The organism is Mesorhizobium sp. M0618 (assembly GCF_040320765.1).
Classification (GTDB): domain Bacteria; phylum Pseudomonadota; class Alphaproteobacteria; order Rhizobiales; family Rhizobiaceae; genus Mesorhizobium.
The window spans coordinates 22,225-47,989 of the sequence record NZ_JAMYQH010000022.1; the positions used below are offsets into that span (position 1 = coordinate 22,225).

Consider the following 25,765-nt stretch of genomic DNA (forward strand, 5'->3'; position numbering starts at 1 on the left):
GATGGACACCACGCCTAGGCCGCTTCCACGACGAGGGCGCGGATGCGGCCACTCACCGAGCCTTCCCCGAACCGTTTCCCAAGGGCATTTGCCACGTATCGCGTCGTCTCCTCCAGCGAGCCGCCGCGCGCCTCGATCTCAGCCCGCAGGGGCGTGCCCTGGCAATAGGCCGCGGCCGCCTCATATGGCGAGGAAGCGGCGCTGACGGCATCCAGCGGCTCTATGGTGATGTCACGGAAGCCGGCGGCATGCAGGTCGGCGCGGATGGCGTCTGCATCGTGATAGCCATGCGGCGTCCTCGCCATGAAGCGAGGCGGATCGGCCGGAAAGAAATGGCCGAGTGCCCGCGTCACTTCCTCGGCGAACTCATTGTCTTCGATGGCACCCCAGACGTTGAACAGGAAATGCCCGCCCGGCCGCATCACCCGCCGCGCTTGTCCGTAGGCGCCCACTCGATCGGGGAAGAACATCGCGCCAAATTGGCAGACCACGGCGTCGAACCGGGCGTCCTCGAAGGGCAGTGCCTGGGCGTCGGCCTGCTGCCAGATGATACGAGGATCGTCCGCCATCCGCGTGCGCGCGTGGTCGAGCATCGGCTGGTTGAGGTCGGTGGCCACGATGCGTGTTTGCGCCGGCAATCTTGCTGCCAGCGCACGCGTCACCACACCGGTGCCCGCCGCCACTTCGAGCACCGATTGCGGCCCGAGCTTCGACACTCTCTCCGCCAGATCCTGCGCATAGGGCTCGAAGATCAGCGGCACCATCGCCCGGTCGTAGACTTCGGGAATGGAACCGGTGAACAGCTTGTCGGTGGTCGACATGGCATCCCTCCAACTCTATCCGCACCGCGTGCTTGCCGTGCGGTGGCAAAGCGATGTCGATCCTCTGCCTCGGCAGGCTTCCGCTCAAGCTCTATTTCAGAACCGGCCGGCGGGGACGTGCGTGCGTCGATCAGCTCGATGTTCCGGCTGGCACAACCTCAGCTGTTACGCGCCGCCACGAACGTCGCCGCTTCCTTCAGCAATTGGGCATCGTCGCCATAGGGCTCAAGCAGTGCATGGGCCTGTTCGACGAGGCCGTGAAGCTGGCCGCGTGCCCAATTCGCACCATGCAAGGCCACCAGCGTCGCCTTGCCGGCGGCGGCGTCCTTGCCGGTCGCCTTGCCCATCTGGCTGGCATCGGCGGTCAAATCGAGCAGGTCGTCGGCAAGCTGGAAGGCAAGACCGATCGCCGAGCCGAATTCGGCCAGCCGCTCGCGGTCATCGGCCGGAGCGCCGGCGATGAGGGCACCTGCCTCGCAGGCAAAGCGGATCAATGCGCCGGTCTTCATCGCCTGCAGCCGGATGATGCCGGCCTCGTCCGGCGGCGTCTGTTCGGCTTCGAGGTCGAGCTTCTGGCCGCCGACCATGCCGCCGGGTCCGGCGGCGCGGGCCAGCGCCAGCACCAGGGCTGCCCGCCGCTCCGCCGGCAGGGCGGTCGCCTCGCCAGCGATGATGTCGAAGGCCAGCGTCAGCAAGGCGTCGCCAGCCAGGATGGCGGTCGCCTCGTCGAAGGCTCTGTGCACGGTCGGCTGGCCGCGGCGCAGATCGTCGTCGTCCATGGCGGGCAGATCGTCGTGGATCAGCGAATAGCAATGCACGCATTCAAGTGCGGCGGCGACACGCAGTGCCGCCTCGCCATCGGCGGAAAAAAGGGCTGCACTTTCCATGACCAGGAAAGGCCGCAGGCGCTTGCCGCCGTTCAGCACGCCGTGGCGCATGGCCGCCATCAGCCGGGCGGGCCGGGCGATCTCGCCGGAAAGCGCGCGGTCGTCGAGCAGCCGCCGCAGCAGCACCTCGACGGCTGCCGCCCGTCTGATCAGCGCCATTTCGAACGCCATTTGGTCGTCATTCGTCATGGCCCGGACCGGTAGCCGACACTCAGACGTTGCGCAAGAAGCCAAGCGCCATTATGCCGGGGCAGGGAGAAGCACGGGTTGGGCGGCTTGGCGGAACCGATCGTCGATCATGAAACCGAAAGACTGGACATGGCGACGAGATCGCGGGGCGTAAACCGCCGTGGTCTCAAGCGCTGGGTCCGGCGCGGCATCGTCGTGGCCGCAGTGCTGGCTTTGATTCCGGTCGTGCTGACGTTTCTGTACCTGCCATTCTTCGTGCATCCTGTCTCGACGCTGATGCTGAAGGACCTGGCGACGTTCTCCGGTTACGATCGCCGCTGGGTGTCGATCGACGACGTGTCGCCGGTGCTGGCCAATTCCGTCATCATGTCGGAGGACGGGCAGTTCTGCTTTCATCGTGGCGTCGATCTCGGCGAGCTGAGAGGCGTCGTCGACGACGCGCTGGCCGGCGAAGCGACGCGCGGCGCCTCGACCATCACCATGCAGACGGTCAAGAACCTGTTTCTCTGGTCGCGGCCGTTGGGCTCGGTGCGCAAGGTGGTCGAATTGCCGCTGGCCGTCTATTTCGATGCGGTGATGTCGAAACGGCGCATTATGGAAATCTACCTCAACATCGCCGAGTGGGGGCCGGGCATCTACGGCATCGAGGCTGCGGCACAGCACCATTTCGGCGTTTCGGCAAAACAGCTGTCGCGACGGCAGGCCGCCTTGCTTGCGGTCTCCTTGCCAAATCCGATCGCCCGCAATCCGGCCAAACCTGGGCCTGGCTTGAGGCGGCTCGCCAATCTGATCGAGCGGCGCGCCGGCCGCTCCGGCGCCTATGTCGGTTGTCTCCGCTAGCCGATCCAAAAAAATTCGCGCCAGTGCTGGCCAAAACGGCACAGGGCGTGTATAGGCACCCGACTTTCTCAGATTTAGGCCCCGACATGGCCCTTTCACGAGGGCGGGCGGGGCTTTTGACCATGTAGTGGAGCATATCCATGGCCGTTCCGAAACGAAAAACCTCTCCGTCCAAGCGCGGCATGCGCCGCTCGGCCGACGCCCTCAAGGCCCCGACCTATGTCGAGGACAAGAATTCCGGCGAAATGCGCCGTCCGCACCATATCGACCTGAAGACCGGCATGTATCGCGGTCGCCAGGTGTTGACCCCCAAGGAAAGCTGAGACCAGCTTTTTCAAAGGTTTGAATTTCCAAAAGGACCGGCCGGTGGCTGGTCCTTTTGCGTTTGGGCGGGCCGGCAGCGCAGGCGTGCACCGCCGGCGTTGAAATCCTTCGGCCGGCAACCGGCTGACATGGTTGTTGCGTGCGGTCTTCGACCGTGTTCAGCGCTGATGGCGAAACATCTTGACGACGTGGCTATGGCGCATTCTACAAAGGATCGCCCCCACATGGAGACGCCAGATGTTCGGTGCCATTCCGCTGCTGATCGTGCCTTTCGTGCTTTACAACCTCGGACTGCTGGGAATATTCGGCAGCGGTGACGATCCGTGGGCGAGCGAGGTCTTCTCCTTCAGCATGATGTCGGGCGGCGTGTTCTCGATGACGCTGGGCGACCTGATGATACTGATCGGGCTGATCTTCCTGTTCCTCGAAATGGCGAAGTCGGTGCGCACGACCAACGCCTCGATCATGGACCATCTTCTGTCGACGCTGGTGTTCGTGGCCTTCCTGGTCGAGTTCCTGTTGGTGAAGGGCGCGGCCCATTCCGTCTTCTTCACGCTGATGGTCATCGCGCTGTTCGATGTGCTGGCCGGATTCGCGGTGTCGATGCGATCGGCCAGCCGGGACATCAATCTGAATTAGTTCCTCAGCGAAGCGATTGGCGGAAACGCGCATCGCTTCGTCATCCCAGGGCCTCCGCGACGGAGCTTCGCTCCTGCTTCGCCCAGCGATGACCAAAGTGGAGAGGATTCAGCCCGGATCGGCGGTGAAGCCGGCGGCCTCGATGCCGGCGATGGCCGCGGCTTCGTCATTGTCCGACGTGTCGCCTGAGATGCCGACGGCGCCGATGATGGCTCCGGCCTTGTCGCGGATCAGCACGCCGCCGACCACCGGCAGCACGCGTCCGCCCGAGACGTCCGAGATGCCGGCCACCAGGTGCGGGCGCTCCTTGGCGAAGGCCTCGACTTTGCGTGAGCCCATGCCGATGGCGAGCGCACCGTAGGCCTTGCCGGCCGACATTTGCGGGCGCAGGAACGAGGCGCCGTCCTGGCGCTGGAAGGCGACCAGATGCCCGCCGGCATCAAGCACCGAAACGCCGAGCGGCTTGAGCTTGAGATCGGCGCCCTTGGCAAAGGCGGCATCGATGATTTGCCTGGCTTTTTCGAGCGGCAGTGCGGTCATGGCAGTCTCCTGTTTGAAAACGCGTCGATCATCGACCGTCGACGGGCGAGATAACATCCCCGTTTCGGTTGAAATTGCTTCGCGTGAAGGGGCGGGATGGAAGCAGCTTTCACCGATACCATCAGGACAGGCATTAGCGTTTATGGCTCAAGGGGTGGCTGCTATTTTTTCTTGGCGCGGGTCGGCTTCTTGGCGGGTGCCGCCGGCGCATTGGCTAGGTCTTCGGCTTCCTTGGCGAGACGCAGCGCCCGCAGCTTGTTGGTCTTGGCCTGGCGGGCGTCGCTCTCGGCGACGTATTCGGCCATCGCCTTCTGGCGGACGGTTGCCGCCTCTTCCTGCTTCTTGAAACGCAGGTCGGCGCGCGCGCGGGCAGCATCCCGAGAGTTTTCAACCAAGACCTTATCCAATCCCGAAATTGTGATTTTCCGCCTCTTCTAGCAGAGTCGGCCCCAAAACGGGAAAATAAGTTAATTACGCGGCTGTGCTGGCGGCGGGGGCCTTGCTGGCAACCACGGCCTCATAGGCGGCCTGCAAGGTCGCGCGGACAGAAGGACCCGCTGCAGTATCGAGCGGCATGCCGAGATGTTCATGGCGCAACTCGTCCATGAATTTGTCCCACATCGGCTGTCCGCCCTTTTCCAGAAGTTCGGCGCGGATCGACAGTTCTTCGCTGACCGGCAGCCAGATGCGGCCCCAGGCGCCGAGATGGGCCAGGATCGGCACCAGCGTGATCGCCATTTCGGTCAGGCTGTAGATCGCCTTCTGCTTGTGCGAGGGGTCGTCGGCTTTGGTCAGCATGCCCAGCTCCATCAGCCGCTTCAGCCGGTCGGCGAGGATGTTGGAGGCGATGCCTTCCATCGATCCGTTGAGCAGCTCGCGAAAATGACGCCTGCCGCCGAAGATCATGTCGCGAAGGATGATCAGGCTCCAGCGATCGCCGAAGACTTCCAGCGACAGGTTGATCGGACACCCGGACCGGCGATCCATGCTCATGAGATTTTTCTCCAAAACCGGTTGCATTATCGTATCGGTTTTATTATCGTGCAACCGATTGCAAAACGCAATCGGTATTGCAGGAGAGGAGGCCGCACCGTGACGACGACCGAACGCCCGAAATCATATCCGAAACCTTTGGCGATCCGGCGAACCCGCCGCTGTTGCTGATCATGGGAGCGATGGCTTCGATGCTGTGGTGGCCGGAGGCGTTCTGCCGGAAACTGGCCGGTGCCGACCTGTTCGTGATCCGCTATGACAATCGCGACACCGGCCGTTCGACCAAATACAAGCCGGGAGAGCCGCCCTACACGTTCGATGATATGGCCGACGATGCAATGCGCGTTCTCGACGACCACGGCATCGGCAAGGCGAATGTCGTCGGCATGTCGATGGGCGGCATGATCGCGCAGCTTGTGGCGTTGAAACACCCGTCCCGTGTCGCATCGCTGACCGTCATCAGCAGCTCGCCCGTGGGAACCGACACTTCGCACCTTCCGCAGACGAGCGATGCCTATATCGAGCATTCGGCCGAGGGCGCCAAAGTCGATTGGTCGGACCGTGGCCAGGTGATCGATTTCACCGTCAGGGATGCGCGGGCGATCGCCAGCATCGCACATCCATTCGACGAGGCCCGGATGCGTGCCTTTGTCGAGCAGGATCACGACCGCTCCGGCGGCTTCCTGAGCGCGACCAACCATTTCATGCTCAAGGGCGGCGACGCCTGGAAGGGCCGCCTGCACGAGATCGCGGCGCCGCTGCTGGTCATCCATGGCACGGCTGATCCGATCTTTCCGGTCGAACATGGCGAGGCGCTGGCCGAGGCGGTCACCGGCGCGAAAATTCTCCGGATCGGAGGCGGCGGCCACGAGCTGCACCCGGACGACTGGGAGGTGATTGTCGCAGGCATCGTCGCCCAGGCCGCTTGAAGCGGCAAAAGCAGGTCTTGAAGGGCAATGCTTGCCGCAGTGTGTAACCCATGACGAGCGCGCCCGGCGCCGGCCCGACAAACCACGAAACAGGCGAGCAAAAAATGTCCCTGACGCTTCATTTCCATCCGCTGGCCTCCTTCTGCTGGAAGCCGTTGATCGCGCTGTATGAGAACGCCACGCCGTTCACCCCTGATATCGTCGATCTCGGCAATGCGGAATCGCGCGAGGCCTTCCTGAAGATTTCGCCGGCCGGCAAGATGCCGGCGCTGCGCGACGACGTGCGCGACCGCACGGTGCTGGAATCGACCATCGTTGTCGAATATCTGGCCGCGCACTATCCGGGGCCGGTCGACCTCGTTCCCGCCGACATCGACCTGGCGCTGGCCGTCCGGCAGGCCGATCGCTTCTATGATTTTTATGTGCAGGAGCCAATGCAGAAGATCGTTGGCGACCGGTTGCGGCCACAGGACAAGACCGACCCGTTCGGCGTCGAGCAGGCCCGCGCCCAGCTTCGAAATTCCTATGCCATCATCGAACAAGACATGCAGTCGAAGATCTGGGCGATGGGCGACACCTTCACCATGGCCGATTGCGCGGCGTCCCCCGCGCTGTTCTATGCCAACAAGGTCGAGCCGTTAGGCAACAAATACCCGACCGTGAAACGCTACCATGACCGGCTGCTGCAGCGGCCCGCCTTCGCCCGGGTTGTCGAGGAAGCGCAGCCCTACTTCAAGTTCTTTCCCTACAATAATGGCTGATCGGGATGCTGCACGATCTCGCCCCAGACGCTCGCCGATACGGTCGGTCAACTGACCGAGCCGCTGGCAATGACACTGAGAAGCTCAGGCTTCCCAGAACTGATCGAGCCAGATGTTGAGCTTGAGGAAGCCGGTGCCGCTCACCGTATAGACGCGCCTTGTTCCTTCCGGCTTGGCGTGGACCAGGCCGGCATCGAGCAGCACTTTCAGATGCTGCGAAACGGCTGGGCGCGACACCGGCAAGCCGGCGGCCAGTTCGGTGACGGTTTTCGGGCCGCGGCGAAGTTCTTCCAGAAGATGGCGCCGGTTGGGATCGGCAATCGCCATGAAGGCGTCGGAAAACATCATGCCTGTATTAGTGAGGCAAAGCCTTTCGAATCTCAACCGTCTGCTTCTGCTTTTCTTCTGGGATCAAGCCGCAATGCTTCAGGGGTCACCGAACGGTCGGCCGGCTGCGTCTTGAAGGCGTCACGATCCCCGATCGGCACCGGCGCGCGGCGGCTGATGCGCAGCAGCGTGTAGCCCGCCAGGCAGAGATGCGCCAAGGCGGTCGCCAGGAACAGACCTTCCGGGCGCATCCAGCCCATCAAAGCGGCGGCGAGCAAGGGTCCAATCATCGTGCCGAAGCCGTAGAGCAGCAACAGCCCGCCAGATACCTTGACGAAATCCTCCGAGCGCGCGTGGTCGTTGGCATGCGCCACGGCAATCGAATAGAGCGTGTAGGCGAAGGCGCCATAGGCCGCACTGAAGACGATGACGAAGATGCTGGAGCGTGGCTCGAACAGAAAGATCATGAGCGCGAACAAGGCGGCGCCGAAAGCCGCACCGGCCAGCACGAAGCGCCGGTCGGTCTTGTCGGACATGCGCCCGGCGGGAAGCTGCATGGCCGCACCGGCAACGACCACAAGGCTCATCATCAGGGCGATCTCGGCCGTGGAAATGCCGATGCGGGCGCCATAGACCGCGCCAAGCGTGCCCCAGGCGCCGTTGGCGATGCCGATCAGCACGCAAGCGACCGCCGACACCGGCGAATTGACATAAAGGCCTTTGACGTCGAGCGAGACATCCTGCAGCGGCTTGGGGTGGGAAGCGCTTGAGACCGCGGTTGGAATGAGCGAGAGGCAAAACAGGATGCCGGTGATCATGAACAGCGACGCCGACTTCACGTCGCCGCCGGCGACGATCATCTGCCCGCCCATGATCGAGGCATAAGTGACCATCATGTAGAGGCCGAAGACGGTGCCGCGATTCTCGTTGGTGGCCTTCTCGTTCAGCCAGCTTTCGATGACCATGAAGGCGCCGGCCATGGTGAAGCCGGTGAAGGCGCGCAGCAGGATCCAAACATATTCGTCGATGATCAGGCCGGTGAGCAGCGCCACGATGGCGCCCGACGCGGCAAAGGCGCCGAAGGCGCGCACGTGGCCCGCGCGGCGCACGATGCGCGGCGCAAAGAAGCAGCCGGTGACGAAGCCGCCGGCCCAGGCCGTGCCCATCAGGCCGAGCGATGCGGTCGAGAAGCCTTCCAGCTGACCGCGCAGGGGCAGCAGCAGCCCGTGCAATCCAGACGCCGCCAGCAGGAAGGCGGTGCCGCGAAGCAGCGAGAGGATCGGACGGTAGGTTGCGAACATTGTTTGATCCGGCTCGAGTTTGGCGGGGACGCTGGGTCTGAAGACAGTCGCATTCGGGCTTTTCGGCGGCGGGCTTTAGCGCCCGCGCACCTATCCGCGACGGAACAGCGCCTCGGCGGCGGATTTGGTGTTGTCCTTGGCCTTGAGCTCGGCCTCCAGCCTGGCGATCTCGGCGCGCAGGATGCCGATCCGCTCGGTCAAGTCGCTGACGGAAAGCAGTGACAGGTCCTGCCCGATCTCGTGCGGGCGCGCCTTCTTCTTGGGTTCGTCGTCGAAGATCGCCATCGTCGCTCCTCCTCCGCCAAGACCAGATTGGCCATTTGCCTGATTTGGCAATCAGCATACATAGGGCAGGGGCGTCGATGCAAACAGCCGATCGGATAACGGCGAGGAAAGACGGGAAATCTCATGGCGAGCGGACAGAAAATTCCGGCAAGGATGACGGCCATCGCGATCTCGGAGCCGGGTGGCCCTCGGGTGCTGAAGCCGGAAACACGCGACGTGCCGCAGCCCGGGCCCGGCGAGATCCTGATCAAGGTGCATGCGGCCGGCGTCAACCGGCCCGACGTCCAGCAGCGCAAAGGCGCCTATCCGCCACCACCCGGCGCATCCGACCTGCCGGGCCTCGAGGCGTCGGGTGAAGTGGCGGCCCTTGGCGACGACATATCACGCTGGCGCATTGGCGACCGCGTCTGTGCACTGACGCCCGGCGGCGGCTATGCCGAATATGTCAAGGTCCATGCCGGGAGCGTGCTGCCGTTGCCCGCCGGCTTCACCCATACCGAAGCCGCGGCAGTGCCGGAGAATTACTTCACCGTCTGGCACAATGTGTTCGAGCGTGGCGCCCTCAAGAAAGGCGAGACGCTGCTCGTCCATGGCGGCTCGTCCGGCATCGGCACGACAGCAATCCAGCTTGCCTCGGCCTTTGGCGCCTATGTCATCACCACCGCGGGCAGCAAGGAGAAATGCGACGCCTGCCTGAAGCTCGGCGCAGACCGGGCGATCAACTATCGCGAGGAGGATTTCGTCGCCGCAGTCAAGGAGGCGACGGGGGGCAAGGGCGCCAATGTCATCCTCGACATGGTCGGCGGCGACTATGTGGGGCGCAACTACGAGGCTGCTGCGGTTGAGGGCCGGATCGTCCAGATCGCCGTGCAGGCCGGTGCTGTCGCAAGCGCGGATTTTTCGAAAATCATGGTCAAGCGGCTTACCCACACCGGGTCGACGCTGAGGCCGCGCACCGTCGAGTTCAAGGCGGCGATCGCGGCGGCGCTGGAAGCGCAGGTGTGGCCGTTGCTCGGCACGCGCAAGGTTGCTCCTGTCATGGACATGATCTTCCCGCTCAGCGAAGCCTGGCGGGCGCATGAGCGGATGGAAGACGGCGAACATATCGGCAAGATCGTGCTCGACGTCGGCTAGGCCGTATCGATACTCGGCCGGCCTGCAGGCCGGGCGAGCGAGGTCCGCGCCCGTGGCTGCCTACAAGATGAACAGAAGCTTAATGCTGCAATGCAGCATTTGCATCATTGCTATGCAAAATCAGCCATTCAAGTCCTCATCGATGACGCCTATTTGAGCACCATCGAAACGAACATCATTTTGGAGGACTACCATGAACCCGATCCGCGCTTTCCGTAACTGGCGTATGTACACCGAGACCGTCCGCGAACTGAACCGTCTCAACGCACGTCAACTCAGCGATCTCGGCATCAACCGCGCCGACATCGAAAAGATCGCCCGCAGGGCCATCTGAATTCGAGCATGGTTCGCTGTAGGGTGGCTCACCGTTTCACGGAAACGCTGAACCGCTCTAGCTCCTGCCGATGCGACTCCGGACGGAAAACCGTTTCACGCTTTTCCCGGAATTGCTCTAAGGAGCGGACCTTGCCGTAGAAGCAAGAGCCGGAGCCGACGGTTTTGCCGTCGCCGGTTCCGAGCCCGCTGGACCCCGTCCGGCGGGTTTTGTCTTTTTGGGGCCATCAACCGCATGCGCTCGACAGCAATCTGAGGTTGACCTCAGCTTTCAACATGGCATTTTGATCCTGCGGGTATCGATTGGCGTGTGGGAGCGCGTTGACGATCCGAGCCGGCAAGACGCTGACTTTGAAAGAGGCTGTGCGCTCTCATGTTCGATGATCTTACGGACAGGATCTACGAGGCCGCGTTCGTGCCGGATTTGTGGGCGGGTGCTCTCGAAGCCGCCCGTGGTCTTTCGGGCTCGGCCAGCGGCGCGATCATGCTGTTCAGCGATGGTTCGCCTGTTCGCGGCCGGTTAAGCGACGAATCTCCGAGGCATGACAATTCGTTCGAAACCATCCGCTCCCTGTTCGATGAATTCATCGCCGGCGACAGCTGGAAATTCTCCGATGCGATTCAGCGCATGTGCAGCCTGCAACCGGCGAGTTTCGTGCAGGTCGAAGATTTTCTGACTGCCGACGAGCTCGATCATGATCCGGTGCGGATACAATTGAGGGCGGCGGGTATCGGCGCTCATGTCTGTTCGGCGGTTGCCATGCCGAGCGGTGAACTGGTCACATTTGTCTTTCAACGCTGGACGCGGGACGGCACCTACGATCAGACGTCGATCGACAGGCTCGACCAGCTTCGCCCGCACTTTTCGCGTGCCGGCCTTGTGTCGGCACGGCTGGGCATGGAGCAGGCCAAAGCGAGCGTCTCGGCGCTCGAGGCCCTTGGTCTGCCGGCAGCGGTAATGACCGCATCGGGACGCGTGCTGACGGCCAATGTGCTGCTGGAAAACATGCAATCCGTTTTCATCGCCGCCGCACATGGCGGCATGGCACTTGCCGACGTATCCGCCAATGAGCTTTTCCGGCAAGCCATTACGCACAATTTGCAAAACCGGGTCGTGCGTTCCATTCCCATTCCTGCCAGGGAAGGCCAACCGGCGTTGGTCATTCATCTCCTGCCGCTGCGCCGTGCCGCGCACGAGATCTTTTCCGGGGCCGACATTCTGGTTGCGGCGACGGCGATGAGCGCCAGCGCCACCGTGCCGTCGCCAAGCCTGCTTGCCGGCCTGTTCGACCTGACGCCCGCAGAGGCGCGGCTGGCGGCCTCCCTTGCGCAAGGACGGCCGTTGAAAGAGGCAGCGGCAAGCTCCAACGTCACTGTCAAAACCAGCCGCACCTATCTCGAACGGATCTTCGCCAAGACCGGGACGCGGCAACAAAGCCAGCTTGTCGCTTTGCTGAAGAGCGCGGAACTGCCCAGCCGCGGATGAGAAGAGGGCAGCTACAGCCGCCGCTCAATGCCCAAATGCGGAGAAGCCGAGCGCCACCAGGGTCCCTCCCAATGCGATGTCCGCATGCTTTCGAAACGACTGTAAAATCGCTGCGCAGTCGGTTGGGTGATACAAAGGCCGAGCAGGCCAAACCAGGCAATGGCGATGGCAAAAACCGGCACAGCGAGGGGTAGGTGCATTGCCCCGCGCGCATCCAGATTCAACGTGGAGGACGCGAAGAACAATGCGGTTGCAGGATTTGCCACTGCCGTGACAAAGCCCAGCCGAAAATATCGCGTGATTGGAACGGGCTTCGGCACCTCGAAGCCAATCTTGATCGACAGCGCCCGCCTCATCGAATTCCAACCGATGAAGACCAGCATCGTGCCGTAGAGGCTGGCGGCCATCTGGTGTGCAGCGCCCCCCAGAGCGGCAGCGCTCCGGCGCCAGTCGCGACGACGGCCGCCAGCGAACTCGCGCCCAAGGCAACGCCTGCGGCGGCGGAAAGAGCCGTGGCGCGCGAAGCGGTTAGCGCGGCTTGCGCAACGACGGCGAAGTTGGCGCCGGGCAGCATTGCCACCAGCGCATAGGAAATGACAAACGGCAGCAACCCCGCTTCCGCAGCGTGTCCGGTTTCGAACATCGACTTTCCCCGCATCGACAGTGCCTCTCCTCAAGCGAGGCCGCTGCAATCGAGGGCGGAACTTGCACGGAATGCTTTGCCTCCGACAGTCGGCATATGCCGACTGTCGGGTTCCAAAAACCAGATTGCTACCTGCGCCTGCTGAGTGGTTCGGTACTTTTGAGCAGCGCCACCAGTTCGCTCTGCTGGCGGGTGCGGGTCTTGGAGAATATCCGTTCGAGATAGGTGCGACCGGTTTTTACGGTGATGTTGGAAATGTCGGCGACTTCCTTCAGCGACCGACCCGACGCCAATGCCGTTGCAAGCCGCGCTTCGGCCGGCGTCAGGTCGAACAGCTCACGGAGGTGCTTCTCGAAACCATCGGGAATGCGGCGCGCGACCTCGGTCACCATAATCACCGCGCAGCGCTCCGACGCCAGGCCGTAGGCGCGGGCATCGATGAAGGGTGCCACCGACAGCACCAGGCGCGCCAGGTCGGACCGCTGGCGATCGGACGGCACCAGCAACGTCCCGCCGGTTCCCGGCATGACGCCGTCGCGCAGTGAGCAGGCATCGATGACGAGCCGTTGCAGTTCCTGCGTATCCCTCGCATTGGCGGCGACGATCGTGCCTTCGCTCAGTGTCAGCGGGCTGTCCGGCCGCGCCAGCATCGCCTCGGCGGCCTCGTTCATCTGCGCGATCTGCTGATGGCCGTTGACCAGAAAGACACCGAAGGGCAGATGCGAAAAGGCCGATGCCAGCGCCGATGTTTTCTCCAGTTGCCGACCTATCTGCCCGGCCCGCAGCATGTGCGGCACGATCTTCTGCAACAGCTCGATCTCGTGGCCGCCGAACGCTTCCTGCCTGACGCCGCGATTGATGTCGAGCAGCCAGTGCGCGCCGTTGGAGGCGAGCAGGTTGCAGGCGAGCCCGTAGTACATGTCGCGCGGCCTCAGCCAGTCCTGCCAGAGTTCACGGCGGCGGTATTCCGTCTCGTCCGATGTCGGCGGCCAATGGCTGACCGTGCCGAGGGGCAAGCCGGCTGACGCCCCGGCCAGGGGATCGCGCAGAAGGGCTTCGACGCCTTTTTGCGACATGAGTTCCGGATCGAGGTCGGATGCGACAGCGTCGAGCGTTTGCGGGCTGATGCGCACGATGCAGGAGCGCGAGCCACCGAACAGGTCGCGCAGGCCGGTCACCGCGTCGAACCAGCGTTCCTGGTCGTAGGCGGCCTCATAGACCTTGCCGACCACGGCGGTGACCGCTTCGATGCTGACGTCAGCCACTGGTCTTGCGATCCTTGGGATGATCGGTTCTCGCCAGGAAGCCTAACACACGGAAACGCTCGTGCAAGTTGCATTGTCGCTGAGTCCGGTCACGCCGCCCCCGAATTCCAACTCATCGATAATTAGCAAAAATGAATATGTGACCTTGCGGTAACAGCTTGGCCCGACAACACAATTACCGCGTCATAAAGCGGCGAACAGTCGTCATATGACGACTGTTCGGGCTGTCGCGCGGCCGTCAAGTTCGCGTCGTTGCTCCGGTGGAGTTCATCCGACGTCAAACTGAACAAGCGCTGTGAGATCGCCGGCACGGATGCAGTCCGGCTCCAAGCAATTTTCACGGCGTCATTCTCGGGGGTGGATATTGATTTTCTCTTCGAAGATACGCCTGTCGCTTGTGCTTGCTGGGACGATGCTGCTGCCGACGACCGGCAGCGGCTTTGCGCAGTATCGCTGCCTGATTGACGACGGCACCGATGGTGGTGCGACCTCTTCCGGACCGAACAGCTTAGCGTGTGGCTCCCAGGCCAGCGCCAATCCGCCTGATCCGGCGAGCCCCACCTTTGGCTTTGCAACGGCTGTCGGAACCTTGGCTGAGGCTGAGGGGGACATATCGACCGCAGTGGGGGCTTTCGCAACGGCCAATGGGCTGGGTTCCAGCGCGTTAGGTGCGAGTTCCAAGGCGACAGGCCGGCTTTCAACGGCGACAGGCGCTTATGCGGAAGCAACGAGTTCGCAGTCCACCGCCACGGGCTATCATGCAATAGCGTCGGGCCCTGATGCCACCGCGACGGGACAGAGCGCCCAGGCCACGTCGCTCTATGCGACTGCGACCGGCTCGGCGAGCAAGGCTTTGGGCTACGGTTCAACGGCTACAGGCTACGACAGTCAGGCGAAGGGATCCACCGGAGAGGGAGGGGCAACGGCTACCGGAATGAGCAGCAAGGCACTGGGCGATTACTCGGTCTCGAATGGCTATTCCGCGTCGGCTTACGGAGACAACAACACCGCTGTTGGAGCGCAAGCCGTTACCGGCGGAACTTCAACAAACGGCTTCCAGAACAGGGCAAACACTGCGCTGGGCAGCGGCGCATCGGCGGGCATCTCCGCCGATGGGCAGGTGAATTCGACGGCGGTCGGCGCCGGTGCCGCGGCCAATGCCTCGAATGCCTTGGCGTTGGGCAGCGGTGCGAAGGCCAATCTCGACAATTCCGTCGCCATTGGCCAGGGCGTTGTGGCCGACCGCACAAACCAGGTTAAGCTCGGCAGTGCCACGAACACCTATACGCTATCGGGTGTTGCCTCGGAGGCCAGCAGGGCGGAGCAGGTTGGCGTCACGCATCTGATGACCACGGACGGTGCCGGCAATCTGGCGACATCCACCTTTGACATCGCAGCGTTGAACGACCTGCCAAACAACATCGCGGCTCTCGACGGGCGCGTCGGCGCGTTGGAGTCCGGCTTCCAGAACCTTGGCGGCGAGATCAGCGAAACCCGCACGGAAGCGCGTGCCGGCACCGCGCTGGCGTTGGCGACAGCGGGGCTGCGCTACGACGACAGGCCCGGCAAGCTGTCGCTGGCTGGCGGCTTCGGTCATTTCAAAGGGCAATCGGGGCTGGCGCTCGGCCTTGGCTACAACACCAGCGAGGAGTTCCGCATGAACGCCGCCGTATCGGCAACCACCGGCCGTGGCGATGTCGGCGTCAGCGTCGGAGCCTCATGGACACTGAACTGACACGGCCGGGATGATGCGGGGTTTGGGGCTTCAGCATTCCGTGCCGTTGCAGTGGCGGGCGCCCGGTTGGCGGACTTCGGGCGCCCGCGGTTTTTTCGCCGCATTGGCCATCGCGCTGATGGCCGTCGCGGTGCCTGCGCAGCCCGCGCATGCGCAAGCCAAGGAAAAACGGGTGGGGCAAAAGACGGCGCGGCCTGCCGGTATCGACCGCAATGGCGTGCTGATCCTGATCCGCGGTGCGCTTCTGGCGCTCGACCAGGCCAACAAGACCGGCAACTACACCGTGCTGCGCGATCTCGGCTCGCCGAATTTCCGGGCCAACAGTGCAGCCCAGCTAGGCGACATCTTCGCCAACCAGCGCAAGCAGGCGCTCGACTTCGGCGCCGTCGCGGTGCTCGAGCCGCAACTGACTTTGCTGCCGCAGATCGAGCCGAACGGCATGCTGCACATGGCCGGCTTCTTCCCGTCTGTACCCTTGCAGGTCAATTTCGAGCTTTTGTTCGAGCCGGCCGACCGGCAGTGGAAGATCTACGGCGTGTCCGTCAACCTGACATCAGGTGGCCCGCAAGCGCCCGACACGCCAGTGGCCGAACAGCCGAACCCAGCCGATGCCGGCCCGCCGCCGGAGGGGCCGTCGATGGCCGTACAGCCGAAGAAAGAGACCAAACCGGTCAAGCCGTAGCGTGTGGAGCGTTCATGCGTTGATCCTGCCAAGTCCTGTGCTTAGCCTCGATGTCGGGAGCACCTGAGTTGACCGATGAAAAAAGGCTCCAGAGGTACATTTGCATGCTCGACCCGACCAACGCATGGACGGTCTGGGATTGCGAGATGGAGATGCCGGCTTCACTGGGAGGCCAGCTTCTGACCGGGCGGCCGAAGGAGCGAGCCGAGGCTGCCCGCGCAATTCTGGAGCGTATCCACAAAAGCAAAATGGATGGTGGCACGCCAAATCGGCTCCTCAATTAATCGTGCCTTCTGCGCTTCGTGGCGAGACCGCTGTCATGGTCGGCTCGGCCAGTGGGCGCGGGCTAGAGGCGGACCGTCGGCGCCGACAACCTGATCCTTCGGATCAAGCTCGAAGGCCGGCTCTTTGCTGCTGCCGGCCATGTTGTGCAAGGGGCAACATGGCTGGCTGTGCAGCGTAGCTCAGGCCGACGGTTTTCGTGCGGCTTGTCGCCCCACTCGTCGATAAATTAGCCGAATGGAATGTGTATCCTCGATGTAACAGTCCGGCCCCGCAAGCGGTCATTGGCGGCACAAAGCGGCGGACCGTCGTCATTTGACGACTAGGAAAGCCGGCGGCATTCGATCAGCCATTGGCAGGAAACACTGACGATCGCTTCGGCTCCCGCCGAGGGCGATCTGTCGGGATGGGGGCTGGGGCACTACATGAATCTCAACAATCGCAATCGTTGCTATCGCAACCGCTTGCTGGTCAGCACGGCGATGGCCGGGGCGACGCTGCTCGGCTTGGGCCAAAATGCCGACGCCGCCTGCACGCCGGCGGCGCCACCCAACTATGTCTGCTCCGGCGTCAACACGACCGGCCAGATCGTGCCGTCCGGAATCGGCCTGCCGCTCGACGCAGGCGATCTGCTGACTCTTCTGCTGGCGCCCGCCAATCCGGCTGTTGCCACTGACCCTGGGTTCAGTGTCTCCACCAGTGATCCCTTCGCGCTGGGCATACTGGGCAAAGGTGCGGTCAGTTATACCGATGCCAATTCTTCGGCGCTAAGCTCGACGACGGGCATCGGCCTTGGCGTCGTGTCGCTGGTTCCACAAATCACGGATCCTTTTTACGGGCCTAACCCAGGCGGCGCGGTCGCCATCGACACCGGCGGTGCCATATCGGGCTCGCTGATCGGCCTGGCGGCAATAAACACCGGTGATGGCACGACCAACGTTAAGGCCACCGGCGATATCACGGCGACCGGCGCCAATGGCTATGGCGTCCTCGTCTATTCGCTAGGCTCGGATACCGACGTCACCACCGGAAAAGTGAGCGGCACCAATGGCGGCATTTCCGCGATCAACCAGGGGGCGACCGCAGCCCTGAGCATCACCGCCAATGGCGACGTGACTGGCGGCACCGGCGACGGCATCAATGCCGTCAATGGCGGACAACAACTCGATGTCGTCAATACGATTCTGAATGGCACCGTAACCTTTTCAGGCCCGGCCGTCCCTGCTGGCAGCGATCTGAATGTCACCGCCTACGGCAAGGTGACCGGCGGCCGGTACGGCATCTTTGCCTCGAACGATGGCAGCGGCGCCACCAGCATCATAGCCACGACGGCTGCCGTAGCCGGGTCAAGCGAAGACGGTATTTATGCCACCAACGGCACCACGGCGACCGACCTGACAGTGAGTGCCGCTGAAGTCAGCGGCAAGGGCGGCATCGCCGTCACCAACAACGGCACCGGCTTCACCAGCGTCACGGCGACGGGCTCGGTGATCGGGGCAAGCAACAACGGTATCGATGCCTACACAGGCGGGGCCGGACTGACGGTGAGTGCGGCGGCGGTCAATGGCGGCTTCGCCGGCATTTCTGCCCAGAACAACGGAACTGGCGCCACCAGCGTGACCGCGACGGGTACGGTGACCGGAACCGCCGACAACGGCATCGATGCCTATACCACGGGTACGGGCCTGACAGTGAACGCCGTGGCAGTCACCGGCGGGACCAATGGCATCCGCGCCTACAACAGCGGCAACGGAGCCACCGGCGTGACGGCGACCGGCACGGTGACCGGGATAGGCACCGACGGCATATACGCCTTCAACGCGGCCACCGCGACGGGCGGCCTGACGATCGACGTCACGGCAGTCAACGGCCACGAAAACGGTATCAATGCCGATAACAGGGGAACCGGCGCCACCACCATCACGGCGACAGGTATGGTCGAAGGCGGCGACGCCGCGATCAAGGCGGTGTCGTCCGCGGGCCAGGCGATTACCATCACCACCAGCGGTCTGGTGCGCAACAACGCGCAAGCCTCGGCGGCGCTGGCAATCGATGCGTCGGGCGGCCCGGTGGCCTTCAACAACAATGGGACCCTGATCGGTACGATCAAGCTGGGCGCAGCAGTGGGCAATGTCGTCACCAACGGTGGCAATTGGGCCACCGCCGGCGGCAGCAACGCGTTCAGCGGCGGCACGCTGGTCAACAATATCGGCAACAACATTTATGCCGCCAACCTCGGCGCAACCGTCGCCGTGACGACGACGTTCAACGGCTTGGCCATTTTCACCAACAAGGGCCAGTTGAGCATGATGAATAACGTGGCTGGCGACATCACCGAGCAGACCGGTGGCAATGCGGCCTTCGCCGCCGGCTCGGTGCTGGCCATCGACGTCAGCGGTGCCAGCGCGGATAAATTCACAACCACGGGAACTGCCGATATCACGGATGCGATTCTAGAGGTGCGTGTCGGCGGCCTTGCCATCGGCACCTACACAGTGCTGACGGCGAATGGCGGGCTAACCGGTACGTTCAATAGTGTGACCGGCGTCACCAGCACCCCATTCCTGTCTGTGACCGACACCTATGACGCCAACAACGCCTATCTCGACGTGACCAAGGTGCGCGACTTCGCCGATGCCGGGCTGACGCCGAACCAGATTGCCACCGGTGAAGGGCTGGACAGCCTGACCGGTGGGGCTGTGTTCAATGCCATTGCCGGTCTCGCCACCGACGCCGAAGCCCAGGCAGCCTTCGACCGGCTGTCTGGCGAAATCCACGCCTCGGCCAAGGGCATGCTGGTCGAGGACAGCCGCTTCGTCCGCGACGCAGTCACCAATCGTATCATGTCCGCTTTCGGCGATGTTGGCGCGGCCGCATTGCCGGTCATGGCTTATGGCGAAGGTGGCCCCGAAATGGTCGCGGCCGACACCGACCGTTTCGCCGTCTGGGACCAGGCCTTTGGGTCGTGGGGCAATACCGACTCCGACGGCAACGCCGCCGCCTTCGATCGTTCGACCGGCGGCCTGCTGGCGGGCGCCGACACGCTGGTGGGCGGCTGGCGCGTCGGCCTGCTCGGCGGCTACAGCCATTCGAGCTTCGACGCCGACGATCGCAACTCTTCGGGCAAGAGCGACAGCTATCATCTCGGCCTCTATGGCGGCACCAACTGGGGCGCCATCGCTTTCCGTACCGGTGCTGCCTACTCCTGGAGCAGCCTTTCGACCAAACGCTCGGTTGCTTTCAACGGCTTCACGGATGGGTTGTCGGCCGACTATGATGCCGGCACCGCGCAAATGTTCGGCGAACTCGCCTACCGGGCCGATGCCGGACAATTCAAGTTCGAGCCCTTCGCCAACCTCGCCTATGTCAGCGTCCATACCGATGGCTTCACCGAAGACGGTGGCGATGCGGCACTGACCAGCGCCGGCTCGAACGATGATGCGACCTTCACCACGCTGGGCCTGCGCGGTTCCTCGGACTTCGCGCTCGGCGGCATGAACGCCACGGCGCGCGGCATGCTCGGCTGGCGCCACGCGTTCGGCGACGTCACGCCGACCTCCAGCTTCGCCTTCGCCGGCGGCGATCAATTCAGCATCGCCGGCGTGCCGATCGCCAGGGATGCGGCCGTCATCGAGGCCGGTCTCGACTTCAACATGTCGGCCAACGCTAAGCTCGGTGTGTCCTATTCCGGCCAGTTCGGTGGCGGCGGTGTCGACCAGGGCGCCAAGGTCGATCTCGGCATCAAGTTCTGACGGCAACAGGTGGCGAGCAACAAGAAGCGCACCGTCACCGCGGTAATGGCAAGAAACTGCTGGAGGTCGCATGGTCAAGTCAAAGGTCGATTTCCACACGAAGCATGAAAGCGGTTTTGTCCCAACACCGGGATGTAAACTGCCATTCGACACGGACCTTCTGCAAGGCGAGGCCAAGGCGCGAGAGAAATTGCTTGGCAAGCAGAACGCTTTCCTTTCCAAGACAAGACGTTCCGCCAAAGACGTCGACCATCGATCGAAGAGATGGTCGCGTTCGAGAAGATCCGGTCTGGGCACTATTGGCGAGACTATCGGGCGGACCTGATTGCGCGGAACGTGCGATCGGCGGTTGGCAAAACAGGATCCTTGCTCGATCTAGGCAGATTGTCGCAACGACCAGCGACCAGCACGATTATGATACCACGCCTCGATATACCGGACCTGGGGCCCGTTCCTTTTGGTCCGGTCGAACGGGGGGAATTGCAGAGGATCGACCTGAACACGGTCGATCGAGGAACCTACTTCGACAAGTGGTTCAACTATAATGGACGGTGGACGCTCACCCAACTCTACGATCATGCCGTGACCGATCCGGTACCGCTCTCAATGGATTTCGTCAGTGCCAACAATCTGGACCCATACGATTCTGATGGCCTGCGCGCCACGAGCGAGACCGGCATCTGGTTCACCTATGTGCCGGACATGGACGGCTACGTAACGGTTTTCTGGCTATCGGACCGCGTAACCTATCGCCTGTTCAGACAATACCATCCGCGCGATGCGGACGGCTGGGCGAATGGTTGGCTCTCGGTGGAAGGGGTTGTCGGCATCTGGACGAACAATTCATTCGCAGGTCGCGACTACGTCGAAATTTCGAGCAGCAACGGCAATGCGCACGATACGCTACAAGCGAGCGGGGTCCTTTTCATTCACAACAGTACATACCCCGTCCAGGCGGGAAAACCGGTCCATGTGCTGATCGGAACGCGGTCGAAAGTCTTTAGTGTCTGCGACGGAACAGGCATCAATTTGGGGGCCGGCGTTGTCGCGCGAATTGATCACCCCATTTCCATCTTCACGCGAGCGGGGCTGGAGCCATATTCGCCGTTCTACTGAACCTGGATGACAACTGGGCCGCTACCGTTTCGAGGCATTCGACCTGGGGTAAGGTGGAGCTGTCGGGCCGATACCGACAGGCCGGAAAGCCGACCCGCGATTTTTTGCGCCGTCCGTCGAACAAGGGGCGGCCGCGCTCCGGGCGATCTGACGGTCTTGGGAGCGCGCAGCGCACGCGGTGCGGTCTTTGGCTCCAAAAACATTGCGAAACGACCCGAGAGCGGTTATACAGACCGCGAATTTCCCATTTTGGTGGCTCTAAACCACCGCCCGCGCGGGAACGCGGGCGAACGAGAAGGATTTTTTGAATGGCCAATACGCTGCTGATGCCCAAGGCGACCGCCGTCTGGCTGGTCGACAACACCGCGCTTTCCTTCGAGCAGATCGCGCAGTTCTGCGGGCTGCACCCGCTCGAGGTCAAGGCAATCGCCGACGGTGAATCGGCGCAAGGCATCAAGGGCATGGACCCGATCATGACCGGACAGCTGACCCGCGACGAGATCGCCCGTGCCGAGAAGGATCCGAACCAGCGCCTGAAGCTTTCGGACCCCAAGGTCCGGGTGCCCGAATCCAAGCGCAAGGGGCCGCGCTACACGCCGCTGTCGAAGCGCCAGGACCGGCCGAACGCGATTCTGTGGCTGGTGCGCAACCATCCCGAACTCAAGGACGCGCAGATCTCGCGCCTCGTCGGCACCACCAAGTCGACGATCGAACAGATCCGTGAGCGCAAGCACTGGAATTCGGCCAATCTGCAGCCGATGGATCCTGTCACGTTGGGCCTCGCCTCGCAGATCGACCTCGACATGGAAGTCAATCGCGCCTCGCGCGGCCGCGAACAGGCGCAGCCGGTCGGCGACACGCTGCTGCCGGCGGCCTTGACCGAGCGGCTGGTGCCGGCTCCCGAGAAGCCGAAGGACGAGGATGCCGAACTCGACGCCAACGCCGTGTTCGCCAAGCTTTCCGCCTTGAAGTCGAAGAACACGGACAATGACGACGACGAGTGAGGTTGTCTGATATTCCAAGAAAGCCCGCTTCGAGCGGGCTTTTTTTGTAGCTGCGTCAGGTTTCAGCTGCGCGCCGCGCGATCCGGCGCCATGCCATAATCTTCGCTGCGCTCCACCGCACGGTAGAAGTCGGCAAGCTGCTTGCCGCGCTCCGGCTTGAAGATGCGGCCAGCGATGACCACGGAGGCGATGCGATCGATGCGGAAGGCGCGAAAATCGTCGCGCATCTCGCACCAGGCGACCAGCGTCCACACCTTGCCCCAAAACCACAGGCCGAGCGGGCGGATATCGCGGGCGGTGCCGCGGCCGGCCTCGTCGGAATAGTCGATGGTCAGCACCTGGCGTTTTTCGACCGCGCGCTCGATCAGGTCAATCGCCTCGCGAGCAGCGTCGCTGACCACCCACATCGGTGTGTGGATCTCAGTGCGGGCGATGCGGTCTTTCTCGGCATCGGGCAATACGGCGCCGATCTTGACCAGCGCCTCGTCGGCGGCCCTCGCCATGGCGGCACCGCCAAAGGCGCGCACCATGCGGGCGCCGGCGACCAGCGCGACGATCTCGTCACGCGTGAACATCAGCGGCGGAAGGTCGAAACCCTCCCTCATCATATAGCCAACGCCGGCCTCGCCGTCGATCGGCACTCCGGTCGACTGCAAATCGGCAATGTCGCGATAGATGGTTCGCTCGGAAACTTCGAGCCACGTGCCGAGCTTCTGGGCAGTGACCAGTCGGCCACCGCGCAGATGCTGCACGATCTGGAAGAGCCTGTCGGCGCGGCGCATCGTATGGTCCCTCGGCGTTGTCTCTATGCATGTCGCCCGAAACCGGTCCACCTCTGGGTGGCATGCATCGTGTTTTCGCGCATGCCGCTATCCCAAAACCGCAGAACACTTTTGGGCGGCATGTATCATGGCTTCAGCCCTTCGCGCTTGCGCTGCGCGGCGACGAACTCCGCGCCGAAGGACAGTTTCTTCGTCGTCGGTGTTTTCGCATCGAGCACGCGCCAGAACGGTGCCACGTCACTCAGCGTCATACCGCGCTGGAGGTCCTCGTTGGCGGCTTCGGCAACAGTGCGCAGATGATAGCCTATGGTGACCGGGCATGTCACTTCGGCGCCATGCTCGATGGCAAGTGCTGTACGCAGCGCACGCACATCCATCTCGACGCCTTCGGGAATCGAGCGGATGAAATCATCCACCTGGCGCGCCGTCGGCACCAGCATAGGCTGGCCTTCGACGACATCGGCCATCGTGCGCGGCGTCGGCCTCACGCCGTTGATGCCTGGTGTGCTCAGTCTGTCGTTCCAACTCTTCATCGATCGTCCTTTGACGCCAATGCGCGGTGTCCGAAGCTGGCACCATTGCACGCCCCTCCTGACAGCATACTGTCAGGAGGCTTCAGCATACTCCTTGGCGAACAGCGTCCGCATCTGTGCGAGATCGCTGCCTTTTTCGGGGTAGAGCGCCTTCAGAAAGGCGAGTGCGAAGGTGCCTGGTGCCGAGCCCGGTGCGGAAACGATGTTGCCGTCGGCCACGGCATGCGGCACATCCTCGTAGTTCTCGGCACCGGCATAACCGGCTTCATGACCCTTGATCCACTCGCGGCCATTGCTGGTATGCCTGGCCTTCTCGAAAAGGCCGGCTCGGGCCAGCGCCAGCGTGCCGGCGCAGATGCCGCCGACCACGCCGCCGCGCGATGCAATGGCGGCAAGCAGGTCGCCTACATCAGGCGGTGCCTTGCCCGTCCACTGGTCGGAACCAATGACGGCAATGGCATCGAGATCGGCATTCTCGCCGGCGCCTGTTGCGCGATCAGGGATCAGCCGAAAGCCGCCAATGCCCGTCACCTGCTTGCCATCAGGCGTCAGCGACACGGCACGGGCGCCGAACCATTCAACCGCCGAGGCCGCCAGCAGCCCATACTCCCAGTCAGCGAAGCCTTCGATGAAAAGGAAACCGATTGTCTTTTGTTCGGGCATAAGCGCGCTCCGCGTGTCGACCTGTTGCCCTGCTTGTTATCTGGGCGTTGACGCGCCCACATCCAATCGCCGGGTCGAAAAATTGGCTTCAATTGCCGCGAGGGCCACGGTCCGCGTACATGTCGGGCCAGCCGATATCCTTGCGAATGTCCGCCGGCAGCGAGTTCATGAACCGCTGGGTGCGGATCTCGTTGCGCATCGTCCGGATCTTGCCGACATAGTGCTGCATGCCGCGCAGAATGGTGTAACCGTTCATGGCTAAGTCTCCTCTCTCTGTGTAGAGGCACTATCGCATACCCCTCCTGACAGCAGTCTGTCAGGAGGATGTCAGGGCGCGAGACAATAGTTGCGGCCGGTGTGCGCGCCGCAGGCAAGGCATCGCTTCTCGCCGCATCGAGCGGTGCCTCAAGGCAGGTTTGCGACGTCCGATTGTTCATGGCGACGACGTTGTTTTCGGCGCCGCTGTTCAGCGTCCGGCGACGGACTGTCGGAATACGAGGCCTTCAGCGAGGTGACCGCAGGTCTGATATGAAGGGAGAAAATTCTTCCCTAACAGCAGGGAGACGACGATGAGCTTGCAACTGACAGGTATCCACCATCTGACCGCCATCACCGCCAATGCGCCTGGCAATCTTCATTTCTACACCAAGGTGCTGGGTCTGCGGCTGGTCAAGAAGACCGTAAACCAGGACGACACCTCGGCCTACCACCTCTTCTATGCCGACGGCGAAGCGACGCCGGGCACCGACCTTACCTTCTTCGACTGGCCGGTCGGCCGCGAGCGGCGCGGCACGCACAGCATCGTGCGGACCAGCCTCAGGGTCGGCAGCCGGGAGAGCCTTGCCTGGTGGAAGCAACACTTGACCGATGAAGGCCTGGCAACTGGAGAGGTCGCCGACATCGGCGGTTATGCGTCGTTGGACTTCGAAGATCCCGAGGGCCAGCGTCTGCGCCTGGTCAGCGATGGCGGCAAGGGCGGCAGCCATCCCTGGGCGCAAAGCCCGGTACCGGTCGAGCACCAGATACGCGGGCTCGGGCCGATCGTCATCAGCGTTCCCGACATCACCAACACCGAAGCGGTGGTGACCAAAGTGATGAACATGCGCAAGGCGCGCGACTATGTCTCGCCGGAGGGGCAGGTTCACGTCTTCGAAATGGGAGAGGGCGGGCCGGCGGCGGAGTTGCATGTCCTGGTGCAGCCGGGACTGGCGCCGGCACGGCAAGGCGCGGGTGCGGTTCACCATGTCGCCTTCAGGGCGCCGGACCAGGAGACGCTGCATCAATGGACGGCGCGGCTGGCCGAGTTCCGGCTGCCGTCGAGCGGCGAGGTCGAGCGGTACTATTTCCGCTCGCTCTACTTCCGCGAGCCGAATGGCATCCTGTTCGAGATCGCAACCGACGGGCCGGGGTTCACCGCCGACGAGCCGCTGGAAACACTGGGGGAAAGCCTCGCCTTGCCGCCATTCCTCGAACCGAAGCGGGCTTCGATCGAGGCTGGCCTCAAGCCGCTGAAGTAGAT

30 protein-coding genes and 1 pseudogene are annotated in these 25,765 nt (G+C 63.1%); 16 read left to right on the forward strand and 15 right to left on the reverse strand.

Annotated elements, in window-relative coordinates; translation table 11 throughout:
* Positions 1-14: 14 nt before the first annotated feature.
* Together NKJ04_RS22125 and NKJ04_RS22130 are read right to left on the reverse strand one after the other, a co-directional pair.
* Positions 15-821 (reverse strand): class I SAM-dependent methyltransferase, encoded by an 807-nt coding sequence (locus tag NKJ04_RS22125; protein WP_352554510.1) that lies wholly within the window; start codon positions 819-821, stop codon positions 15-17.
* 158 nt (positions 822-979) lie between these two features.
* Positions 980-1,897, reverse strand: coding sequence for a polyprenyl synthetase family protein (locus tag NKJ04_RS22130; protein WP_352554509.1), 918 nt, complete (start codon positions 1,895-1,897; stop codon positions 980-982).
* A gap of 78 nt (positions 1,898-1,975) precedes the next feature.
* Between NKJ04_RS22130 and NKJ04_RS22135 the strand changes: the two genes are divergently transcribed.
* The 3 genes from NKJ04_RS22135 to NKJ04_RS22145 all read left to right on the forward strand — a co-directional run bounded on the left by NKJ04_RS22135 (position 1,976) and on the right by NKJ04_RS22145 (position 3,700).
* Positions 1,976-2,737, forward strand: coding sequence for a transglycosylase domain-containing protein (locus NKJ04_RS22135; protein ID WP_031213164.1), 762 nt, complete (start codon positions 1,976-1,978; stop codon positions 2,735-2,737).
* A gap of 140 nt (positions 2,738-2,877) precedes the next feature.
* Positions 2,878-3,060 (forward strand): 50S ribosomal protein L32, encoded by a 183-nt coding sequence (rpmF, locus tag NKJ04_RS22140; protein ID WP_008834724.1) that lies wholly within the window; start codon positions 2,878-2,880, stop codon positions 3,058-3,060.
* A gap of 238 nt (positions 3,061-3,298) precedes the next feature.
* Complete coding sequence (locus NKJ04_RS22145; protein WP_127296853.1) at positions 3,299-3,700, forward strand: hypothetical protein; 402 nt, start codon at positions 3,299-3,301, stop codon at positions 3,698-3,700.
* Positions 3,701-3,808: 108 nt separating this feature from the next.
* Here NKJ04_RS22145 and NKJ04_RS22150 read toward each other — a convergent pair whose 3' ends face one another.
* From NKJ04_RS22150 to NKJ04_RS22160, 3 genes are all read right to left on the reverse strand, one after another.
* Positions 3,809-4,240, reverse strand: coding sequence for a GlcG/HbpS family heme-binding protein (locus NKJ04_RS22150; RefSeq protein ID WP_023810947.1), 432 nt, complete (start codon positions 4,238-4,240; stop codon positions 3,809-3,811).
* A 161-nt stretch (positions 4,241-4,401) separates the two neighbouring features.
* Entirely contained in the window at positions 4,402-4,635 is a 234-nt protein-coding gene (locus NKJ04_RS22155; protein ID WP_127296851.1) for a hypothetical protein, read from the reverse strand.
* A gap of 76 nt (positions 4,636-4,711) precedes the next feature.
* On the reverse strand, positions 4,712-5,233 hold the full coding sequence (locus NKJ04_RS22160) for a winged helix-turn-helix transcriptional regulator (protein WP_128305885.1): 522 nt from the start codon (positions 5,231-5,233) through the stop codon (positions 4,712-4,714).
* 77 nt (positions 5,234-5,310) lie between these two features.
* On the opposite strand from NKJ04_RS22160, the gene NKJ04_RS22165 reads away from it, so the two are divergent.
* Positions 5,311-6,162: an alpha/beta fold hydrolase gene (locus NKJ04_RS22165; protein ID WP_352677381.1), complete on the forward strand. Its 852-nt coding sequence runs from the start codon at positions 5,311-5,313 to the stop codon at positions 6,160-6,162.
* A 104-nt stretch (positions 6,163-6,266) separates the two neighbouring features.
* A complete protein-coding gene (locus NKJ04_RS22170) occupies positions 6,267-6,923 on the forward strand; it encodes a glutathione S-transferase family protein (RefSeq protein WP_352677382.1) in 657 nt (218 codons plus the stop codon).
* Between the two features lie 84 nt (positions 6,924-7,007).
* Here the strand turns inward: NKJ04_RS22170 and NKJ04_RS22175 are convergent, their stop codons facing one another.
* From NKJ04_RS22175 to NKJ04_RS22185, 3 genes are all read right to left on the reverse strand, one after another.
* On the reverse strand, positions 7,008-7,271 hold the full coding sequence (locus NKJ04_RS22175) for an ArsR/SmtB family transcription factor (RefSeq protein WP_013529232.1): 264 nt from the start codon (positions 7,269-7,271) through the stop codon (positions 7,008-7,010).
* 32 nt (positions 7,272-7,303) lie between these two features.
* The gene (locus tag NKJ04_RS22180) at positions 7,304-8,551 is read right to left on the reverse strand and encodes an MFS transporter (protein ID WP_352677383.1); all 1,248 of its coding nucleotides are present in this window, start codon (positions 8,549-8,551) and stop codon (positions 7,304-7,306) included.
* Positions 8,552-8,641: 90 nt separating this feature from the next.
* Entirely contained in the window at positions 8,642-8,836 is a 195-nt protein-coding gene (locus tag NKJ04_RS22185; RefSeq protein WP_352554508.1) for a DUF1192 domain-containing protein, read from the reverse strand.
* Positions 8,837-8,959: 123 nt separating this feature from the next.
* Here NKJ04_RS22185 and NKJ04_RS22190 point away from each other — a divergent pair, with 123 nt between their 5' ends.
* The 3 genes from NKJ04_RS22190 (at position 8,960) to NKJ04_RS22200 (ending at position 11,789) form a co-directional block, all read left to right on the forward strand.
* Positions 8,960-9,970 carry an NAD(P)H-quinone oxidoreductase gene (locus NKJ04_RS22190; RefSeq protein WP_032909131.1) on the forward strand — a complete coding sequence of 337 codons (1,011 nt, stop codon included), beginning with the start codon at positions 8,960-8,962 and terminating at the stop codon, positions 9,968-9,970.
* A 193-nt stretch (positions 9,971-10,163) separates the two neighbouring features.
* Positions 10,164-10,304 (forward strand): DUF1127 domain-containing protein, encoded by a 141-nt coding sequence (locus NKJ04_RS22195; protein ID WP_013529236.1) that lies wholly within the window; start codon positions 10,164-10,166, stop codon positions 10,302-10,304.
* Between the two features lie 372 nt (positions 10,305-10,676).
* Entirely contained in the window at positions 10,677-11,789 is a 1,113-nt protein-coding gene (locus NKJ04_RS22200) for a helix-turn-helix transcriptional regulator (protein WP_352677384.1), read from the forward strand.
* An 11-nt stretch (positions 11,790-11,800) separates the two neighbouring features.
* Here NKJ04_RS22200 and NKJ04_RS22205 read toward each other — a convergent pair whose 3' ends face one another.
* The 3 genes from NKJ04_RS22205 to NKJ04_RS22215 all read right to left on the reverse strand — a co-directional run bounded on the left by NKJ04_RS22205 (position 11,801) and on the right by NKJ04_RS22215 (position 13,697).
* The gene (locus NKJ04_RS22205) at positions 11,801-12,196 is read right to left on the reverse strand and encodes a LysE family translocator (protein ID WP_352677385.1); all 396 of its coding nucleotides are present in this window, start codon (positions 12,194-12,196) and stop codon (positions 11,801-11,803) included.
* Positions 12,142-12,432 carry a hypothetical protein gene (locus tag NKJ04_RS22210; protein WP_352677386.1) on the reverse strand — a complete coding sequence of 97 codons (291 nt, stop codon included), beginning with the start codon at positions 12,430-12,432 and terminating at the stop codon, positions 12,142-12,144. Before NKJ04_RS22210 ends, NKJ04_RS22205 begins: the two co-directional genes overlap by 55 nt.
* A 128-nt stretch (positions 12,433-12,560) precedes the next feature.
* Entirely contained in the window at positions 12,561-13,697 is a 1,137-nt protein-coding gene (locus NKJ04_RS22215) for a LuxR C-terminal-related transcriptional regulator (protein ID WP_352677387.1), read from the reverse strand.
* A 412-nt stretch (positions 13,698-14,109) separates the two neighbouring features.
* Here NKJ04_RS22215 and NKJ04_RS22220 point away from each other — a divergent pair.
* From NKJ04_RS22220 to NKJ04_RS22250, 7 genes and pseudogenes are all read left to right on the forward strand, one after another.
* Positions 14,110-14,529: pseudogene (locus tag NKJ04_RS22220) on the forward strand (hypothetical protein); the annotation flags it as partial.
* Between the two features lie 102 nt (positions 14,530-14,631).
* Positions 14,632-15,432: a YadA-like family protein gene (locus NKJ04_RS22225; protein ID WP_352677424.1), complete on the forward strand. Its 801-nt coding sequence runs from the start codon at positions 14,632-14,634 to the stop codon at positions 15,430-15,432.
* Between the two features lie 13 nt (positions 15,433-15,445).
* The gene (locus tag NKJ04_RS22230) at positions 15,446-16,114 is read left to right on the forward strand and encodes a hypothetical protein (RefSeq protein ID WP_352677425.1); all 669 of its coding nucleotides are present in this window, start codon (positions 15,446-15,448) and stop codon (positions 16,112-16,114) included.
* Positions 16,115-16,182: 68 nt separating this feature from the next.
* The gene (locus tag NKJ04_RS22235; RefSeq protein WP_352677388.1) at positions 16,183-16,398 is read left to right on the forward strand and encodes a hypothetical protein; all 216 of its coding nucleotides are present in this window, start codon (positions 16,183-16,185) and stop codon (positions 16,396-16,398) included.
* A 423-nt stretch (positions 16,399-16,821) separates the two neighbouring features.
* Positions 16,822-20,148, forward strand: a complete 3,327-nt coding sequence (locus tag NKJ04_RS22240; RefSeq protein ID WP_352677389.1) for an autotransporter outer membrane beta-barrel domain-containing protein — start codon at positions 16,822-16,824, stop codon at positions 20,146-20,148.
* Between the two features lie 264 nt (positions 20,149-20,412).
* A complete protein-coding gene (locus tag NKJ04_RS22245) occupies positions 20,413-21,264 on the forward strand; it encodes a hypothetical protein (RefSeq protein ID WP_352677390.1) in 852 nt (283 codons plus the stop codon).
* Positions 21,265-21,572: 308 nt separating this feature from the next.
* On the forward strand, positions 21,573-22,268 hold the full coding sequence (locus NKJ04_RS22250) for a DUF1013 domain-containing protein (RefSeq protein WP_023810957.1): 696 nt from the start codon (positions 21,573-21,575) through the stop codon (positions 22,266-22,268).
* Between the two features lie 62 nt (positions 22,269-22,330).
* On the opposite strand, the gene NKJ04_RS22255 is transcribed toward NKJ04_RS22250, so the two are convergent.
* The 4 genes from NKJ04_RS22255 to NKJ04_RS22270 form a co-directional block, all read right to left on the reverse strand.
* Positions 22,331-23,050, reverse strand: a complete 720-nt coding sequence (locus NKJ04_RS22255; protein ID WP_013529238.1) for a helix-turn-helix transcriptional regulator — start codon at positions 23,048-23,050, stop codon at positions 22,331-22,333.
* Between the two features lie 125 nt (positions 23,051-23,175).
* On the reverse strand, positions 23,176-23,583 hold the full coding sequence (locus tag NKJ04_RS22260) for a hypothetical protein (RefSeq protein WP_352677391.1): 408 nt from the start codon (positions 23,581-23,583) through the stop codon (positions 23,176-23,178).
* Between the two features lie 72 nt (positions 23,584-23,655).
* The gene (locus tag NKJ04_RS22265; protein WP_128305880.1) at positions 23,656-24,246 is read right to left on the reverse strand and encodes a DJ-1/PfpI family protein; all 591 of its coding nucleotides are present in this window, start codon (positions 24,244-24,246) and stop codon (positions 23,656-23,658) included.
* 88 nt (positions 24,247-24,334) lie between these two features.
* The gene (locus NKJ04_RS22270) at positions 24,335-24,502 is read right to left on the reverse strand and encodes a hypothetical protein (protein ID WP_013529241.1); all 168 of its coding nucleotides are present in this window, start codon (positions 24,500-24,502) and stop codon (positions 24,335-24,337) included.
* Positions 24,503-24,815: 313 nt separating this feature from the next.
* On the opposite strand from NKJ04_RS22270, the gene NKJ04_RS22275 reads away from it, so the two are divergent.
* A complete protein-coding gene (locus NKJ04_RS22275) occupies positions 24,816-25,763 on the forward strand; it encodes a ring-cleaving dioxygenase (protein WP_127296846.1) in 948 nt (315 codons plus the stop codon).
* The last annotated feature ends 2 nt before the right edge of the window (positions 25,764-25,765 follow it).